The following is an 18,026-nucleotide window of genomic DNA, read 5'->3' on the forward strand; positions in this document are numbered from 1 at the left end:
GAACGGCTCCTCGAATCCAACGTGCCCCATGTCCTTGAGCGCCATCGTGATGAAGCGCGAGTACAGCAGGTGCAGCACCGCGTGCTCGTTGCCGCCGATGTAGCTGTTCACCGGGAGCCACTTCTTCGTGATCTCCGCGTCGAACGGCACCTGCTCGTCCCCCGCGGACGGGTAGCGCAGGAAGTACCATGCGCTGTCCAGGAAGGTGTCGCTCACGTCCGTTTCGCGCCGCGCCTGGCCGCCGCAGGTGGGGCACTCCGTGCGGTACCACTCCTCGTGGCGGGCCAGCGGCGACACGCCCGACGCGTCCGGCTTGAAGTCCTCGATGAACGGCAGGATCACGGGCAGCTGGTCCTCCGGCACGGGGACGATGCCGCACTGGTCGCAGTACAGAATGGGGATGGGCGGGCCCCAGTACCGCTGCCGGCTGATGGTCCAGTCGTGCAGGCGATAGTTGACGCGCGCCTCGCCCAGTCCCATCTCCGCCAGCCACGCGGTGGCCGCGCGCTTCCCTTCCACCACCCCCATCCCGTCCAGCCGGCCGCTGTTCACCAGCGTGCCCGGGCCGGTGTACGCCTCGTCCAGCGGCGTGTCGGCGTTCTGCCCCTCTCCCGCCACCACGCGCACGATGGGCAGGCCGAACGCCGTGGCGAACTCGTAGTCGCGCTCGTCGTGCCCGGGCACGGCCATGATGGCGCCGGTGCCGTACTCCATCAGCACGTAGTCCGCGATCCAGACGGGGATCTCCTGCCCCGTGGCGGGATTGACGGCGTTGCCGCCGGTCCACACCCCGCTCTTGGTCTTGTCCGTCTTCTTGCGCGTCACCAGGTCCGTGGCGGCCACCTGGCGGCGGTACGCGTCCACCGCCTCGCGCTGTTCATCGGAGGTGATGCGGTCCACCAGCGGATGCTCCGGCGCCAGCACCATGTACGTCGCGCCGTAGATGGTGTCCGGGCGGGTGGTGAACACGCGGATCACCGGCTTTTCGGGCTGGATCTCCACGGACGCGTGACGATCTTGCGACACGCGCGGGCGCGCGATGGGGAACGCCAGCTCGGCGCCTTCGCTGCGGCCGATCCAGTTCTGCTGCGCCTTGCGGGTGGTGTCGCTCCAGTCCAGCGTTTCAAGGTTGTCCAGCAGACGCCCGGCGAACTGGGTGATCTTGAAGAACCACTGCGACAGAAAGCGCATTTCCACCGGCGTGCCGCACCGCTCGCACTCGCCGCCCACCACCTGCTCGTTGGCCAGCACGGTGTTGCACGACGGGCACCAGTTGACGGGCGCCTCCTTCTTTTCCGCCAGCCCCGCCTTGTACAGCTGCAGAAAGATCCACTGCGTCCAGCGGTAGTAGTCGGGCGTGGTGGTATCGACCGTGTGGCCCCAGTCGTACATGAAGCCCACGCGGCGCAGCTGTCTGGTGAACCGCTCCACGTTGCGGGGGATGAGCTCCGTGGGGTGGATGCCCTGCTTGAGCGCGAAGTTCTCGCTGTGGATGCCGAACGCGTCAAAGCCGATGGGCTCGAACACCTGGTGCCCCTGCAGCCGCTTGAAGCGGCCGAAGATGTCGGCGCCGGTGAACGCGTAGATGTTCCCCACGTGCAGCCCTTCGGCGCTGGGGTACGGGAACATCATCAGGTTGTAGAAGGAGCGTTCGGCGGAGCGCAGCGCCTCGGCGGTCCAGGCGTTGGTGCCGCGCTCGTCCCAGCGCGCCTGCCACTTCCGCTCGACTTCGGCGGGATGGTAGCTGTCGGTGACGTGGTTGCTGTCGCTCATCGTTTTCAGATACGCAGAGTTGTCATCGCGCACGCGGGGGCCGGTCCCGCGAGGCGCGTTCGATCGTTGGATATAACGCGAGCCGCCGGCCGAGGGTGAGGCCGGCGGCGTATCGGATCGTCGATACACTATCCAACAATCTACAACGCATGTCCAGTCCGGGCACGCGGCCGCGGCTGTGGCCCTCACCCGTCCGCGCCCTCACCCGGCCGCGCTGAGACGCGTCCACCCTCTCCCACGAACAGATGTGGGAGAGGCGGCACACGGCAACGGCGCCCCTCCCCCGGCCCCTCCCCGTGCAAACTGCGCACGGAGAGGGGAGAACGGCAGTTTGGGGCGGGGCGAGGGTTCGGCGCGCGTCCGCGGCCTTGCGCCGGTGCGGAGGCCGATGGCGGCGCGGAGCCCTGCCTGCGCCCGGCGGTTGAAACCGCGCCTCACACCACACCAAGTCCGCCTCCGCGGACTGCGGCGGCTGCACCGGCGCGTACTGCTGGCGCGAGGTGGCCGCCGGGTCGGTTGAAGCCTCGATCGTGGACGCTTCAGCGGCCACGAGTCGGGGCTTCCCGCTCTCAGAGCAGCGGATTCATCCGCTCAGGTGGCCAACGGTGCGCTCCGCGCGTGGGCCCCTCCCCCGGCCCCTCCCCGTGCAAACTGCCGCACGGAGAGGGGATAACCCACACCGGGTCTCTACCGCCGCGTGCAGGTGAAGTCCCCCCGCTGTTTGGGGGGACTTTCCGCAGTTGTTGCGGCGAATTCATTCACTCAGCCGCCCCTGCGACCGGCCGGATTGCGATTCCCCGACGCGCGACCATCCGCCCCATCAACCCTCCCCCAGTCCGTTTTGGGGGAGGGTGGGCCGGTGGTGCCGGCCCGGGTGGGGGCCGCCCTGTAGCCCGCCAACCGCATCCCATCCCTCCGCCGTCGCACATGGGCGCGGCACTCCGTATATTGCCGCCGTTCCCGCATCCCGCAGCCAGACCGAAAGACCCGGCGTTGACCCAGGCATCCGATTCCGAACTCATCGACGCGGCCACGGCGCTCGCGCTGCTGCGGCACGCCCGCGAGGCGCGCGCCCACGCGTACGCCCCGTACAGCCACTTTCCCGTCGGCGCCGCGCTGCTGGCGGAAGACGGCAGGGTGTTCACGGGGTGCAACGTGGAAAACGCCGCGTACACGGTGGGCAACTGCGCCGAGCGCGTCGCCATCGGCAAGGCAGTCAGCGAAGGCGCGCGCCGCTTTCTGGCCATCGCCGTCACCGGTCCCGAAGACAACGTCGCCTGCACCCCGTGCGGCGCGTGCCGCCAGGTCATCAGCGAGTTCGGGCCGGAGCTCCCCGTGGTGATGACGGACGGCGCGGACGGCTACAAGATCATCGGCATGCGCGAACTGCTTCCCGGCGCGTTCGGCCCGGCCAGCTTGGCGGCCGCGCGGGAGGCCCGGTGAGCGGCCCCACGGCGGTGGAGCTCATTGAGCGAAAGAAGCGCGGCGGCGAGCTGACGCCCGACGAACTGCGCGGCTTTCTGGCCGGCTACGTCTCCGGCGCCATCCCCGACTACCAGGTCGCGTCGTGGCTCATGGCGGTGTGCTGGCGGGGGATGACGGGGCCGGAAACGCTCGCCCTCACCGAGGCGATGGTGGAGAGCGGCGAAACCCTGGACTGGCCGGAGATCACCCGTCCCACGGTGGACAAGCACAGCACCGGCGGCGTGGGCGACAAGACCTCCGTGGTCCTGGTTCCGCTGATGGCGGCGGCGGGCGCGGCGTTCGTAAAGATGTCCGGCCGCGGCCTGGGCCACACCGGCGGCACGCTGGACAAGCTGGAGTCCATCCCGGGCTTTCAATGCGAGCTGCCGCTGGACGAGATGCGGGCGCAGGTGGCGCGCATCGGTGCGGCGCTGGTGGGGCAGAGCGGCGACCTGGTGCCCGCGGACAAGAAGCTGTACGCACTGCGCGACGTGACGGGCACGGTGGACAGCATTCCGCTCATCGCCGGCAGCATCATGTCCAAGAAGCTGGCGGGCGGCGCGCGAAGCATCGTGCTGGACGTAAAGTGGGGTTCCGGCGCCTTCATGCAGACGCTGGAAGAGGCGCGGGTCCTGGCCGAGACGCTCGTGCGCATTGGCGAGGGCGCGGGGCGGCGGACCCGGGCCGTGCTCAGCGGCATGCGCCAGCCGCTGGGGCGCGCCGTGGGGAATGCGCTGGAGATCCGCGAGGCCATCGACACGTTGCGCGGCGGCGGCCCGGCGGACCTGTGGGCGCTCACGCTGGAACTCGGCTCGCAGCTGCTGGAGCTGAGCGGGCTGGCCCCGGACGCCGCTACCGCCCGCGCGCGCCTGACGGAACTGCGCGACAGCGGCGCGGGGAGCCGCGTGCTGGAGCAGCTGATCGAGGCGCAGCACGGCGATCCGCGCGTGGTGAACGATCCCGCCCTTCTCCCCTCCGCCCCCGTCGTTCTGCCCTTTGCGGCGGATGCGGAGGGATGGGTGGCAACGGCGGATGCACGCGGCATCGGCGACGCGGCGCTGGCGCTCGGCGCGGGGCGGCGCACCAAGGCCGACCCGGTGGATCCCGCGGTGGGCATCGTGGTCCGCGCGCGCATCGGCGACCGCGTGTCCGCCGGGCAGCCGCTGGCGGACGTGCACGCGCGCACGGAGGCGGAAGCCCAGGCGGCGATGGACCGCCTGCGCGCGGCCTTCCAGCTCTCCGCATCGGAGATCGCGGCCGCGGACGATGCGTACGAAACCGTAGGCTGAGGCGCGACGCGGGGCCGGCGCTCACCGCGAGCCCGGCCCCGCCCGCACTTTCGTACTTTCGTACTTCCGTACTGGGTACTGGGCACCGGGCACTCGGCACTGGGCACTGCGCACTCGCCACTGAGCACTTCCGTACCGCACTCACGCACTGCCTTTCTGAATCTTCCTCCTCCCGCGCGGCGTATCCGGGACACGCCCGGCCACCTCGCGGGCGCTCCTTCACACTTCACGAGCAAATCCATGAAGCGATCCACACGCTGGCTCGGCGCCTCGTGCGTTCTGCTGGCCGCGTGCGCGCCCGCCGCGCCGGCCCCCGCGGGACCCGCGCCGCAGGCGCCGCCCGTCATCGCCGGACCGGTTCCGATGATCCCGAACCCGGTGGACTCGCTCGCCGCGCAGGTGAACGCGCTGGCGGACGAGATGATGCAGCGCATGCTGACCCGCAGCCCGGAGTACGCCACCTTTCTGGGCCTCCCCGGCTTTCGCCACGACCGCCTGAGCGACGCCTCGCTGCCGACGCTGGCCCGCTACCGCGCGGAGGACGACGCCTTTTACCGGCGCGTGCTGGCGCTGCCGCCGGAGCCGCTGGTGGGCCGCCCGGAATACGTCACCCTCGGTTTTCTGCGCGAGGCGGCGCAGAGCGAGGCGCAGGCCCGGGTGTGCCGCACGGAGCTGTGGTCGGGGGTGAACCAGATGCTGGGCTGGCAGGTGCAGCTGGCGCAGCTGGCCGAGGTGCAGCCCGTGGGGACGGACTCGCTGCGTGCCCAGGCGCTCACCCGCTGGCGCGGCCTGCCGAACGCCATCGACGTGGAGATCGTGAACCTGCGCGAGGGGCTGCGGCTGGGGTACTCGGCGCCCAAGGTGAACGTGCGCCGCGTGATCCAGCAGCTGGACCAGCTTCTGGCTACGCCGGCCGCACAGTCGCCGTTCGCCTCGCTGGCGACGCGCGACAGCACGCCGGCCTTTCGCACCGCGCTGGTGGGCGTGGTGCAGAACGAGCTGTACCCCGCCGTGCGCCGGTACCGCGACTTTCTGAACAACGTGTACCTGCCCGCCGCGCGCGAGCAGATCGGCGTGGGCGCAAACCCGTCGGGCGCGGACTGCTATCGCGCCCAGGTGCGCAGCCTGACCACGCTGGACGTGCCGGCGCGAGAGATCCACCAGATCGGCTTGGACCAGATGGCGCTCATCCAGGCGGAGATGCGCACCATCGCGCGGCGCAGCTTCAACACGGACGACGTGCCGGCGCTGCTGCAGCGGCTGGCGACGGACCGGCAGTACCTGTTCCGCACCCGCGAGGAGATGACGGCCTACGCCGCGGCCGCCATCGGCCGGGCGAAGACGGCGATGCCTCGCTACTTCGGGCGGCTGCCGCGCGCGGACGTACGCATCGAGCCGTATCCCGCCTTCGCGGAGCGTTCCGCGCCCGCCGCGAGCTACGAGCCCCCGGCGGAAGACGGCTCGCGCCCCGGCATCTACCGGCTGAACACGTACGAGCCGGAGAAGCAGAGCAAGGTGGCCATCGAGTCCACCGCGTTCCACGAGAGCATTCCGGGGCACCACCTGCAACTGGCCATTGCGCAGGAGCGGACGAACGTGCACCCGCTCACCCGCTTCATGGGCAACTCCGGGTTCTCGGAGGGGTGGGGGCTGTATTCGGAGCGGCTGGCGGACGAGATGGGGCTGTTTTCGTCGGACCTGGACCGCATGGGGCTGCTGAGCAACGAGGCCCTGCGCGCCGCCCGCATGGTGGTGGACCCGGGCATTCACGTGCTGGGGTGGACGCGCGAGCAGGCCATTGACTACATGCTGCGCAACACGGCGGAGAACCGGCAATCGGTGGAGAACGAGGTGGACCGCTACATCGGCTGGCCGGGCCAGGCGACGGCGTACATGCTGGGCAATCTGGAGATCCGCCGCCTGCGCACGATGGCCGAGCGCGAGCTGGGGCCCCGCTTTGACATCCGCGAGTTCCACGACACGGTGCTGCAGGACGGCACCGTGACGCTGCCCATGCTGCGTGCGGCGGTGGAGCGGTGGGTGGCGGCGAAGAAAGCAGGGAATAGGGAATAGGGAATAGGGAATAGGGAATAGGGAATAGGGAATAGGGAATAGGGAATAGGGAATAGGGAATAGGGAATAGGGGGCGATGAGGCGGGGACGGGCTCTGCGCGTGGGGGTCGTTCTCGCCTTCTCGACGGATGGTTGTCCCGCGGATACGGGAACGGACGTTCTTTCCGGATCGCGGGATGCGCTGTAGACTGCAGCCATCCCACGCACTCACTCCACACCACGAAAGCCATGCGCACTCTTCTCGCTCCCGCCGCCCTGCTGTTTGCGGCCGCGTGCTCCACGGCGCCGGCCACCACCGGATCGCCCGCGCCCATGGGCGGCACCACTACGATGACGACCACGACGTCGACCACGTCGTCCGCGGCCGTGAACCCGGTGGGCGCCTACTCGTTCGCCACCATGGTGGGCGGCGACAACGTCACGGGCACGATCGAGATTTCCGGTACGCCCGGCGCGTACACCGGCCGCATCGTCAGCAGCGCGCTGCCGGAACTGCCGGTCCGCTCGGCGACCGCCAACGGCCAGCAGCTCACCATCAACGCCGAAACGCCCCAGGGCCCGGTGGTGATGGTGTTCAACTTTACCGGGATGGAGTTCACCGGCACGTGGAGCCTGGGCGGCGACGGCGGCCCCCTCACCGGCCGCCGCACGCGCTGAGCAACCCGGCAGCCGCGCACAGCCATCCGGACGGCACGGAAACGCTGAGCAGGCGCTGAGTTCATCCGCATTTTTGCAAGAGGCCCCTGCCCCGTCATCACGGGCAGGGGCTGCTTGTTTCCGGCGCCTCGCCGAGCCTGGCGGAGTCCGGGGCACAGTCGGCGGCCGCGGAAACGGCTGCGTCACGCGCCGATGTCACCGACAAACCACCTGATGCGCGTCTGTTGACCCAGTCCGGCGCGGGCGAAAGGTGTGGGACGCGAGCCGACCATGGCGTGCGGCACCGGCTTCGGGCGCGATGGCCGGGGATGGAAACTGCGCGATCAGTTGGATCGGCGCGGGGCGGTCTATCGGCACAGCGGCGGGCATCGAGGCGCGCGGAGGATGAGCGTGCCGGGCGGGGCGTGCTGGATGGGATGTCTGATGGACGGCGGCGAGGACGAGAACGGGGCGGCTCCGGATGGGAGCCGCCCCGTTCTTCATCCACCGATCCCGCCGATGTGGACGGGGACGACGATCAGCGGACCGCGGTCAGCTCCACGACAATGGGCTGGCCGACGATCTCCTGCTTCACCAGCACGTGCGGCGCATCCACCTTGAGCCACACGGTCATGGGCGAGGAGCCGCCCGTCACGTCCACGCGGTACGCCTGGAACGTCCCCGCGGGAACGGTGACGCTCTCCGCCGCGCCGATCTTGTACGACGTGGGCGCCACGGAGCCGCTGGTGCTGTTGAAGACGGGGATGACGATGGTCTTGCCCGGCGCCAAGTCGGCGGTGGACAGCATCAGTTCATCCATCCCGCTCCACACCGCACCCGCCGCCGACGCGTCGTACGTCTTGGGTCCGCCCATCTGCTGCGGCAGGTTGGCGTTGCCCGTGATGCGGCCGTTCACCACGCGGGCCTCGACGGTCGCGTCGAACGGCCCCGCGTACGTCTCGCGGTACTCGCGCGGCTCGAACGCATTGCCGAAGCGCGCCTCCAGCGACTGCCGCATGGGGCCGAAGGTGATGGCGGTGGACCGCTTCCAGCCATCGCCGTCGCGCGCCAGCGTGTACGCCGCCGTGCCCACCGGGTTGCCCTGCATGGTCACCCGGTACTCGTGCACCCCCGCCGCCAGCCTGGACGCATCGAACCGCTCCGTGGACGCGCGGACCGTGAGCGCCGACGCGTCGATGGGCCGGCCCTCCGCGTCCACCAGGTCGACCGGGGCGATGGCGCGCAGCTTGTCCACCAGCTGCGCCGCGTCGCCCACCACCACGATCTGCAGGCTGTCGGGCTTCAGGTAGCGGGTGGCGACGCGCTGGATGTCCGCCGGGGTGACGGCGGCCACCCGCTCGCGGCGCTGCAGCAGGTCCTCGATGGGCAGCCCCAGCAGGCGGGTGATGGCCACCTCGCCGGCCACCTGCTCCGCCGTAAGGATCTGGATGGGGAACGAGCCGTTCATGTACCCCTTGGCGGCCGCCATCTCCGTCGCCGACACCGGTTCGCGAGTCAGCCGGCGGATCTGCGTGAGCATTTCCGCCACCGCGCTGTCCGTCACCGCCGTGCGCGTCTCCGCCAGGAGCAGAAGACGGCCCTGGTTCACCGGGCGGTCCACGTCGGAGTAGGCGCCGTACGTCCAGCCGTGCTGCTCGCGCAGGATGTTGAACAGGCGCGCGTCCGATCCGCCGCCCAGCACCTTGTTCATCACGGTGAGCGCCGGGTAGTCGGCGGACGCGGGGAGCACGCCCAGACGGCCGATGCGAATGCTGCTCTGCACGGCGCCGGGGCGGTTCACCAGCGTGATGCGCGTGGGCGTCGGCGCCGGAAGCCCGGTGAACGCCAGCCGCGGCACCTCGCCGCGCGTCCAGCCGCCGAACCAGCGGCGGGCCTGCGCCTCCACCTCCGCCGCGCGCACGTCGCCGGCCACCACCATCAGCGCGTTGCCGGGGCGGAAGTACGTGCGGTAGAACTGCTCCAGCATGGGCCGGCTGATCGTCGCCAGCGACTCCGCCGTGCGCAGCCGCCCGTACGGATGCGAGCCGTACAGCTCCTGGATGAGCCGGCGGTTGGCCAGCGTGCCGGGATCGGCCAGGCGCTGGCGCAGCTGCGACGCGGCGCGGTCGCGGACGGCCACCACTTCGCTGTCCGGCAGCGACGCGTTCTGCGCCACGTCCGCCACCAGCTCCATGGCCAGCGGCAGGTTCTCGCTCAGCACGCTGGCGTAGATGCCGGTATAGTCCGTGCTGGTGCCGGCGGACAGGCGGCCGCCCGTGCGCTCGATCGCTTCCGCCAGCTGCGTGGCGGAGCGGGTGCGGGTGCCGCGGGTGAGCACGTCGCCCAGCACGTTGGCCAGCCCGGCCTGCGCGGCGGGCACGTGCGCCGTTCCCGCGCCCACCAGCAGGCTCACGCTGGCGACGGGGTGCGCGTGGTTTTCCACCACGATCAGGCGCAGCCCGTTAGGGAGCGTCGTCTCGCGAAAGGCGGGAAAGGCCAGGGGCCGGGCCGGCATGGGCTCCGGCGGCGGCTGGCGCTGGGCGTGGGCCGGGGCGGCGGCAAGGGCGCCGGCCAGGGCGAGCGCGGCCAGCGGCCGCGCGGTCTTGATGCAAGGCATGGTGGCGATCACTCCTGGGCGGCGGCGGGGGCGGGAACCACCGTCACCACGATGCGGTTCTGCGCCGACAGGTAGCGCTCGGCCGCGCGGCGGATGTCGTCGCGGGTGACGGCCATGTACGGCTCCAGGCTGCGGTTGATGTGCGCCGGATCGCCGAAGTAGTGCGTGGAAAACTGCAGCGCCTCGGCGGTGCCGTGCGGCGTCTGGCGCTCGAAGATCTGCTGCGCGCGCATTCCGTTGCGGGCCTTGGTGAGCTCGTCTTCCGTCACGCCCTCGCGGCGCACGCGCTCGATCTCCTCGTCAAACAGGGCCTGCAGGCGCGCCGGCTCCACGGTCTGCGCCGCGTTCAGCCAGTACATGGCCGTGCTGGGCCCGCGGTTGGCCAGGAACAGCGGGTTCACGGAGATGGCCGCCTTCTCCCGGTTCACCAGCCGCTCGGTGAGCCGCGAGTTCTGGCCGCTCACCAGAATGGAGTTCAGCAGCGACACCGCGGGGTAGTCCGCCTCGGTGGGCGCCGGAACGCCGTACGCGATCATCACCGCGGGCAGCGGGGCGCGCGGGTCCTGCACCGTCCTGGCCTGCGGCAGGTGCGTGAACGGCTGCGTGCAGGTGGTGCGCGGCGCGTCGGGGGCGCGGGCGATGTCGCCGAAGTACTGCTGGATCATCTGCCGCGCCTGCGCCGGGTCAAACCCGCCGGTGAGCGTGAGCGTGGCGTTGTTGGGCGCGTAGTAGGTGCGAAAGAAGTTCTTGACGTCGTCCAGCGAGGCCGCGTTCAGGTCGTCGAACGAGCCGATGATGCTGTGCGCGTACGGAAAGCAGGTCTGCGGGTTGTACAGCCCGATCAGCGTCTCGTACATGGCGCCCACGTACGGCTGGTTGTCGACGCGCTGGCGCTTTTCTTCCTGCACCACCTGGCGCTGGTTGTCCAGGTTCTCCTGCGTGACGGCCAGGGAGCGCATGCGGTCCGCCTCCAGCCACAGCCCCAGGTTCAGCCGGTTGCTCGGCAGCGTCTGGTAGTAGTTGGTGCGGTTCCACTCCGTGGTGCCGTTCTGCATGTCGCCGCCGGCGCGCTCCACCAGGACGAAGTGGTCGCCCTTGGCCACGTTGGCGGACCCCTGGAACATCATGTGTTCAAAGAGGTGCGCAAAGCCCGTGCGCCCGGCCGGCTCGTCGCGCGAGCCCACGTCGTACCACACGTTCACCGACACCGCGCCCACGGCCGGGTCCGGCGCCAGGATCACCCGCAGCCCGTTGGGCAGCCGGTACGTCTCAAAGTTGACGCGCCCCGCCTGCCCGCCCTGGGCAGCAAGCGGTGCCGACGCGGCGCCCAGCAGGGCCAGAACGGCCATGCCGCTCCGCACCAGGCGTTTGTTCATGCAGCCTCCACATGAGGGGTGATAAAAAAACAGCATGCGAGCCCGCAAGAAATCGGCGGCGGGCCCATCGCCGGGATCAGGTGGATCCGGATCAGTGCAGCCAGCGCGGCCCGTCGTCGTCCCCCGGCCGGGCGCGCGGGTCGCGGCGCGGCAGGGGGAGCGGCGGGCGGATGGGCGGAAGCGCGTCCAGCGGCATGGGGTCCGGCTCCCGCCACGACAGCAGGGTGACGGGGAGCATGCCGATGGCCACGCACACCGCGGCAACGGCGCCCGCCGCCGCGCGCGGGGTGGACGGCAGCGGCAGCCAGGTGGTGTGCGCCGCCGTCTGCGTGTACAGCGCCACGCCCACGAGCAGCCAGCTGGTGGCGTGGAACGACAACGCGTAAGCCCGGTCGCGCTGGGCCAGCCGGCTGGCGTGCAGCGGCGCCCCGTGCGCGCGCAGCCCGGACGACTCCGCCAGGGCGACCATGCACACCAGCCCTACCATCAGCGCGCCGACGCTGGCGATGCCGGCCAGGTTGCCGCGCCCGCCCCAGACGGCGAGCGCCAGGTACGCGGCGTACGCGGCCCACAGCGCGGCGACGGCGGCGCGGCGGCGTGCCTGCGTCTGGAGGCGAAGGCGGATGAGGGGGTGTTCAGGGCTGAGCACGGCCGGGGTCCCGCGGGGGTGAAGCGGTCCTGCGCTCGCGGAGGTTCGCCGCGAGCGCACCAATCTGGCACCGCGCCCGCTCTACGGAAATAGCGGATGCAAAAGATTCAGGGGCGGGCGGAGCGGATGGCGCGCGGCTCCGCGCCGGCGGTTGAGGGGGCGGCGGCTCGGGCGCGAGGAGCGGATGGTGGCGCGTCCGCGGCTGTGGCCCTCACCCCGCGTGCTGCGCACGACGACCCTCTCCCACGAACAGATGTGGGAGAGGGGGCACACCCCAGTCCGGCGCGTCCCGGACGGAAGTGGCGCGTCCTCCGGCTGTGGCCCTCACCCCGCGTGCTGCGCACGACGACCGTCTCCCTCGAACGGATGTGGGAGAGGGAGCACACCCCAGTCCGGTGCGTCCCGTACGGAAGTGGCGCGTGCCTCGGCTGTGGGGCCCCCATCCCCGGCCCTTCCCCCAAAAACCCCTGGGGGAAGGGAGACCTCAGCGCGAGGCCGGCGTTCGGCGCCGAGCTCATGGTCCCGCGCTGGAGCAGCCTCACAGCAGTATCGTGAGGCTTTCGGCCGTTGTTGCGGCGACTTCAGTCGCTCACACACCCCGCGGCGGCCCCGATCCTGGTCAGCCGCCACCTGACGATCCTCCGCGTGCGGGTGAAGTCTCCCCGTCAGTTTGGGGGGACTTTCCGCCGTTGTTGCGGCGAATTCATTCGCTCCGCCGCCCTCGGCACCGAGTTCCACCCGGCCTGAGCACTCCGCACTCAGCACTCCGCACTCCGCACTCCGCACTCCGCACTCCGCACTCAGCACTCCGCACTCCGCACTCCGCACTCCGCACTCCGCACTCGCACTGGGCCCTTGACCCTGAGCACTGAGCACTTCCCTCCCCCTACCTCACCCCCGCCCCTTCCTCCTCCAGCATCGGCGCCAGCCACTCCCCCGTCAGGCTCCCGGGCACCCCCACGATGTCCTCCGGCCGCCCCATGGCCACCACGCGCCCGCCGTCCGGGCCCGCGCCGGGCCCCAGATCCACGATCCAGTCCGCGGTCTTCATCACGTCCAGGTTGTGCTCGATCAGGATCACCGTGTGCCCCGCGTCTGCCAGGTCGCCCAGCACGCGCAGCAGCTTCTTGATGTCATCCATGTGCAGCCCCGTGGTGGGCTCGTCAAGGATGTACAGCTTGCGCCCGCCGCGCCGCGCGCCCATCGCCAGTTCGCGCGCCACCTTGATGCGCTGCGCCTCGCCGCCGCTCAGCGTGGGGGCGGGCTGGCCCAGGCGCAGGTAGCCAAGCCCCACCTGCTGCAGGTGCCACAGCACCTCGCCTAGCCGGTCCTCGTGCAGAAAGAAGCGGATCGCCTCGTCCACCGTCATCTCCAGCACGTCGCGGATGGAGTTGCCGCGATACTTCACCTGCAGCACCTCCGGCCGGAACCGTGCGCCCGCGCAGACCTCGCAGGGCACAAAGACGTCGGCCATGAACACCATCTCCACCTGCACCTGCCCCTCGCCCTTGCACGCCTCGCAGCGCCCGCCCGCCACGTTGAAGGAGAAGTGCCCCGGGCCGAATCCCAGCTTCTTGGCGTCCGGCAGCGACGAAAAGATGCGCCGCACCTCGTCGTACGCCTTGATGTACGTCACGGGATTGCTGCGCGGCGTCCGCCCGATGGGCGACTGATCGACGAGAACGACCTCACGAAGCTGCGACACGCCGTGCAGCCGCTTGAAGGCGCCCACCGTCTCGCCCAGGTGGCGCTTGGCCGTCGTTTCGCCGCCGGACAGCTCGCGCTCCACCGCGCGGTACAGAACGTCGTGCACCAGCGTGCTCTTTCCACTTCCCGACACCCCGGTCACCACGGTGATGGCGCCCAGGGGAAAGACGGCGTCGTCGCCCTGCAGGTTGTGCTCGCGGGCGCCTTCCAGCCGCAGCCGCGGGCCGTCCACCGGCCGGCGACGCGCGGGAACCTCGATCCGCTCGCGGCCGGAAAGGTACCGGCCGGTGAGCGTGTCGGACTCCAGCATCTCCTCCAGCGTCCCCGCGAACATCAGTTGCCCGCCCAGTTCGCCGCTTCCCGGGCCGATCTCCACCAGATAGTCCGCCAGGCGCATGGCCTCAGGATCGTGCTCCACCACGATCACCGTGTTCCCCTGCTCGCGCAGGCGCACAAGCAGGCGCAGCAGGCGGTCGTTGTCCCCCGGGTGCAGGCCGATGGTCGGCTCGTCCAGCACGTACAGCGTGTCCACCAGCCGGCTGCCGAGCGCGTTGGCCAGCGAAATCCGCTGCGCCTCGCCGCCGGACAGCGTGCGCGTCTGCCGCTCCAGCGTCAGGTACGCCAGTCCCACGTCCACCAGAAAGCCGACGCGCGAATCCAGCTCTCCCAGAATGGACTCCGCGATCCCGCGCTCCTGCTCCGTCAGCGGGGGCTGCGGGCACTCGGGGTCGTCCGTGCGCCCGGCCAGCATGGCCGCCAGCCAGGGACGCAGGCGCCCCAGCGGCAGCGCGCTCACCTCGCTGATGTTGCGGCCGCCCACGCGCACCCGCAGCGCCTCCGGCCGCAGCTTGGCGCCGCCGCACGACGGGCACTCCTGGCTGCTCTGGTACTGACGCAGGAAAACGCGGATGTACTGCTTGTATCGCTTCTCTTCCAGCGCCTCCAGGAACTGGAACACGCCCTGGAACCCGCGCGCGCCCCGCAGCACGGCGCTGCGGAACTCGGCCGGCAGCTCCGCCCACGGCGTGTCGGGCGACACCTTCTGCTTGGCCGCGAACTCGGCCAGCTTGCGCCGCTTGTCCTCGTAGCGCGGCTTGGACCACGGGTCCACCGCGCCCTCCGCCAGCGCCCGGGAGGTGTTGGGGACGATGAGCGTTTCGTCGTACTGCAGCACGGCGCCGAACCCGGTGCACTCCGGGCAGGAGCCGTACGGGTTGTTGAACGAAAACAGCTGCGGCGACGGCGTGGCGAACTCGATGTGCGGATGGTCCGGGCAGCGGAACCGCTCCGTAAAGCGCAGCCGCGGCAGCCCCACGGGGACGACCACCGCCTCGCCCTCGCCCTCCGCGAACGCCGTCTGCAGCGAATCGGCGAGCCGCGCGGAATCGTCCGGGTCCGCGCGCAGGCGGTCGACGACCACGAACAGCTCCTTCGCGGCGGTCAGGTCCAGCCCCTCGGGAAGCTCGTCCAGGTGAATTTCACCGCCGTCCACCAGCAGGCGCAGAAAGCCGAGCGCGCGCAGGTTCTCCACGACGACGGCGTGCGTCACCCGCGTGCTGAGCGGCAGGGGGAAGCACACCATGAACCGCGTCCTGGCGGGAAGCGCGAGGATGGCGTCCGTGGCGCTCTGCACCGTGTCGGGCTTGACCTCGCGGCCGCAGGGCTGGTCCGGGTGCGGCCCGGGGCAGTAGGTGCGGCCCACGCGGGCCCACAGCAGGCGCAGGTAGTCGAACACCTCGGTGGCGGTTCCGACGGTGCTGCGGCTGGTCTTGGTGGGGTTGCGCTGCTCGATGGCCACGGCGGGGCTGATCCCGTCCACGCGGTCCACGTCGGGCTTTTCCATGCGGTCAAGGAACTGCTTGGCGTACGTGGACATGCTTTCCACGTAGCGCCGCTGTCCCTCGGCATATACGGTGTCGAAGGCGAGCGAGCTCTTTCCCGACCCGGACGGACCGGTAATCACCACCACGGCGCGCCGGGGGATGTCCAGGTCCAGGTTCTTGAGGTTGTGCTGCCGCGCCCCTCGAATGACGATTCTGTCCTTCATACCGAAAACATACCGAACTTGCGAGTGGTGCGCAAAGTGTACGCGGGGGTGCCCGTGTGCGCGTAGCGTGCCGGGCCGATCGGGATTCTTTTCACGCCACGGACGACGAAACGCATTCGGGCGCGTCCCCGCTGCGCGGGGCCGGGCTGCGGGCGCCGTAGGGCACGGTACAGCTGTGCCCAACGGCGTCGAGCCACCGGTGCGCCGCCGTGCGATCCTGTTACCCCGCAATGCGATGCGTGGCGCACCGGCGTCTCGCCCCTGCGGGCCCGCATCCCTCACGCAACTGACTACTGGGGAATAGGGAATAGGGAATAGGGAATAGGGGGTCCCGACCCCCAGTCGCCCGCGGTGTGGTCCGCGGCCCGTGCCCGCCATACACTCCGCCCCACCCCAGATCCTGCTCTCCTGCGAAGATCCTGTCATCCTGAAGGAGCGTGCGCCGCACTCTCCACCAGTACGATCCCTGTGCGACTGGAGGATCTACCATCCCCCGGTCCAACTTCGCGCCCCGAGAGGCACCCGCCGCGGCGTCTTCCGTAACCCTGAATGACCCCGCCATCCGGCGGACAACGCGCCCCCGGATGCCGGCCAGCCGTCGCGCAACTACTTTCATCGCGCCGGGAACCATCCCACCCCAACACCATCGCCCCACGACACCATGCGCGAACCCCGCACCTATCGATTCCACACGCTGGACGTGTTCACCGACCGCGTGTTCGGAGGCAATCCGCTGGCCGTCTTTCCCGACGCGTCCGGCCTGACGGACGACGAAATGCGGCGGATCGCCCGCGAGTTCAACCTGTCCGAGACCGTGTTCGTGTTCCCGCCCGAGGACGCGGCCCACGCGGCGCGGCTGCGCATCTTTACGCCGGGGATGGAGCTGCCCTTTGCCGGCCACCCGACGGTGGGCACCGCGCTGCTGCTGTCGTGGCTGGGCCGCGTGCCGCTCGTGAGGGGACGGGCGGAGGTGGTGCTGGAAGAAGGTGTCGGCCCCGTGAGCGTGGCGCTGCGGGGCCCCGGCGAGCGCGCGACCTTTGCCCAGCTCACCGCGGCCCTCCTGCCGGTGTGGGGGCCGCCGCCGCCGCCCGCCGAAGTTCTCGCGGACCTGCTCTCCCTCGCCCCGTCCGACATCGGCGACGACTGGTACGTGCCGGAAGCCGTGTCATGCGGTGTTCCGTTCCAGATCATTCCCGTTCGCGACAAAGCTGCGCTGGGCCGCGCCCGCCTGAACCGCGCGGTGTGGGAGAAGTACATCGCGGACAGTTGGGCGCCGCACGTCTACCTGTTCACGCCGGACGAGATCGGGCCGGACGAGAACGCGCCGGCGTTCCGCGCCCGGATGTTCGCCCCCGCCATGCACATCGAGGAGGATCCTGCCACGGGTGCCGCGGCGAGTGCCTTGGCCGGCTACCTCGCCAGCCGCGCGGCGGCAAAGGGCGGCACGCTGCGCTGGATCGTGAAGCAGGGTGTGGAGATGGGCCGCCCGAGCCTTCTGCAGCTGGAGGCCGACCTCTTCGCGGGCCAGGCTACCGCCATCCGCGTGGGAGGCGGCGCCGTCCCCGTCACCACCGGCGACCTGACGCTGCCGTAAGCCCGCGCGTTGTGGCACGCTGAAGCCCGCCGCTTCTCCCGGGGGAGGGGGACACGGCAACTGCGGGTTGGCGCGTCGGGCGGAGGAATCGCATCCTGACGCCCCCCTCACGCCCAGCCACTCTCCCGCAAGCGGGACGCAAGCGAGCGAGGGGGCGCCGTTCGGTGCGGCCGTGGAGGACGGTGCGGGTCGCCGGGGCCGAGGGCCCCACCCCTGCCCCTCCCCGCGCAAACACCCGCGCGGAGAGGGGTGGGCTCATATCGGTTTCGTGCCCTCGGATGCGTTCGAAGCCCCGATCTAGGACGCGACAGCGGCCACGGGTCGGGGCTTACCGCCTTCAGAGCGGCGGATCATCCGCTCAGGGCACCATCCGCGACGCGGATGATCGCTGTTCGCGCCCGGGCTCGGGACCGGGTGCAGGTGAAGTCCCCCCGTCCGTTCGGGGGGACTTTCCGCCGTTGTTGCGGCGAATTCATTCGCTCAGCAGGCCATCCCGCCACGCCGGTTCTGATTTCCGGCACGCGACCATCCGCCGCCGCCCTTTCGTACTTTCGTACTTCCGTACTTCCCGTCCGCCCTCCCCGCCGGTCCGCCTCTTGCACCCGTCCACGCTCCCTGAACCGGCTCAACACGGGAGAGACAAAGCCATGCACGATCACAATCTGACGGGACTTCGGGTCGCCGTGCTTGCCGCGGACGGATTCGAGCAGATCGAACTGACCCACCCGGTGGAGGCGCTGGAGGAAAACGGCGCCGAGGTGGACATCATCTCGCTGCGCCCCGGCCGCATCCGTGGCGTCA

Annotated in this window: 11 protein-coding genes; 6 read left to right on the plus strand and 5 right to left on the minus strand. The window is 70.6% G+C overall.

Going from position 1 to position 18,026, the window contains the following annotated elements; all coding sequences use genetic code 11:
• A partial coding sequence (leuS, locus tag VF665_RS10825) for a leucine--tRNA ligase (RefSeq protein ID WP_331053443.1) occupies positions 1-1,773 on the minus strand: 1,773 nt, incomplete at its 3' end.
• 993 nt (positions 1,774-2,766) lie between these two features.
• On the opposite strand from leuS, the gene cdd reads away from it, so the two are divergent.
• The 4 genes from cdd (at position 2,767) to VF665_RS10845 (ending at position 7,256) form a co-directional block, all read left to right on the plus strand.
• Complete coding sequence (cdd, locus tag VF665_RS10830) at positions 2,767-3,216, plus strand: cytidine deaminase (protein WP_331053444.1); 450 nt, start codon at positions 2,767-2,769, stop codon at positions 3,214-3,216.
• Entirely contained in the window at positions 3,213-4,526 is a 1,314-nt protein-coding gene (locus tag VF665_RS10835; RefSeq protein ID WP_331053445.1) for a thymidine phosphorylase, read from the plus strand. Before cdd ends, VF665_RS10835 begins: the two co-directional genes overlap by 4 nt.
• 240 nt (positions 4,527-4,766) lie before the next feature.
• Positions 4,767-6,599 (plus strand): DUF885 domain-containing protein, encoded by a 1,833-nt coding sequence (locus tag VF665_RS10840; RefSeq protein ID WP_331053446.1) that lies wholly within the window; start codon positions 4,767-4,769, stop codon positions 6,597-6,599.
• A gap of 228 nt (positions 6,600-6,827) precedes the next feature.
• Positions 6,828-7,256, plus strand: a complete 429-nt coding sequence (locus VF665_RS10845; protein WP_331053447.1) for a hypothetical protein — start codon at positions 6,828-6,830, stop codon at positions 7,254-7,256.
• 517 nt (positions 7,257-7,773) lie between these two features.
• Here VF665_RS10845 and VF665_RS10850 read toward each other — a convergent pair.
• The 4 genes from VF665_RS10850 to uvrA all read right to left on the minus strand — a co-directional run bounded on the left by VF665_RS10850 (position 7,774) and on the right by uvrA (position 15,631).
• The gene (locus tag VF665_RS10850; RefSeq protein WP_331053448.1) at positions 7,774-9,852 is read right to left on the minus strand and encodes an insulinase family protein; all 2,079 of its coding nucleotides are present in this window, start codon (positions 9,850-9,852) and stop codon (positions 7,774-7,776) included.
• 8 nt (positions 9,853-9,860) lie between these two features.
• Entirely contained in the window at positions 9,861-11,228 is a 1,368-nt protein-coding gene (locus VF665_RS10855; protein WP_331053449.1) for a pitrilysin family protein, read from the minus strand.
• A gap of 91 nt (positions 11,229-11,319) precedes the next feature.
• Positions 11,320-11,877 (minus strand): hypothetical protein, encoded by a 558-nt coding sequence (locus tag VF665_RS10860; protein ID WP_331053450.1) that lies wholly within the window; start codon positions 11,875-11,877, stop codon positions 11,320-11,322.
• 886 nt (positions 11,878-12,763) lie between these two features.
• Positions 12,764-15,631, minus strand: a complete 2,868-nt coding sequence (gene uvrA / locus VF665_RS10865; protein WP_331053451.1) for an excinuclease ABC subunit UvrA — start codon at positions 15,629-15,631, stop codon at positions 12,764-12,766.
• A gap of 661 nt (positions 15,632-16,292) precedes the next feature.
• Here uvrA and VF665_RS10870 point away from each other — a divergent pair.
• Positions 16,293-17,225, plus strand: a complete 933-nt coding sequence (locus VF665_RS10870) for a PhzF family phenazine biosynthesis protein (protein ID WP_331053452.1) — start codon at positions 16,293-16,295, stop codon at positions 17,223-17,225.
• Between the two features lie 647 nt (positions 17,226-17,872).
• Positions 17,873-18,026, plus strand: a 154-nt coding sequence (locus VF665_RS25900) for a DJ-1/PfpI family protein (RefSeq protein WP_349263120.1), incomplete at its 3' end; no start/stop codon positions are given.

This window comes from Longimicrobium sp. (genome assembly GCF_036387355.1).
In the GTDB taxonomy this organism is placed as follows: domain Bacteria; phylum Gemmatimonadota; class Gemmatimonadetes; order Longimicrobiales; family Longimicrobiaceae; genus Longimicrobium.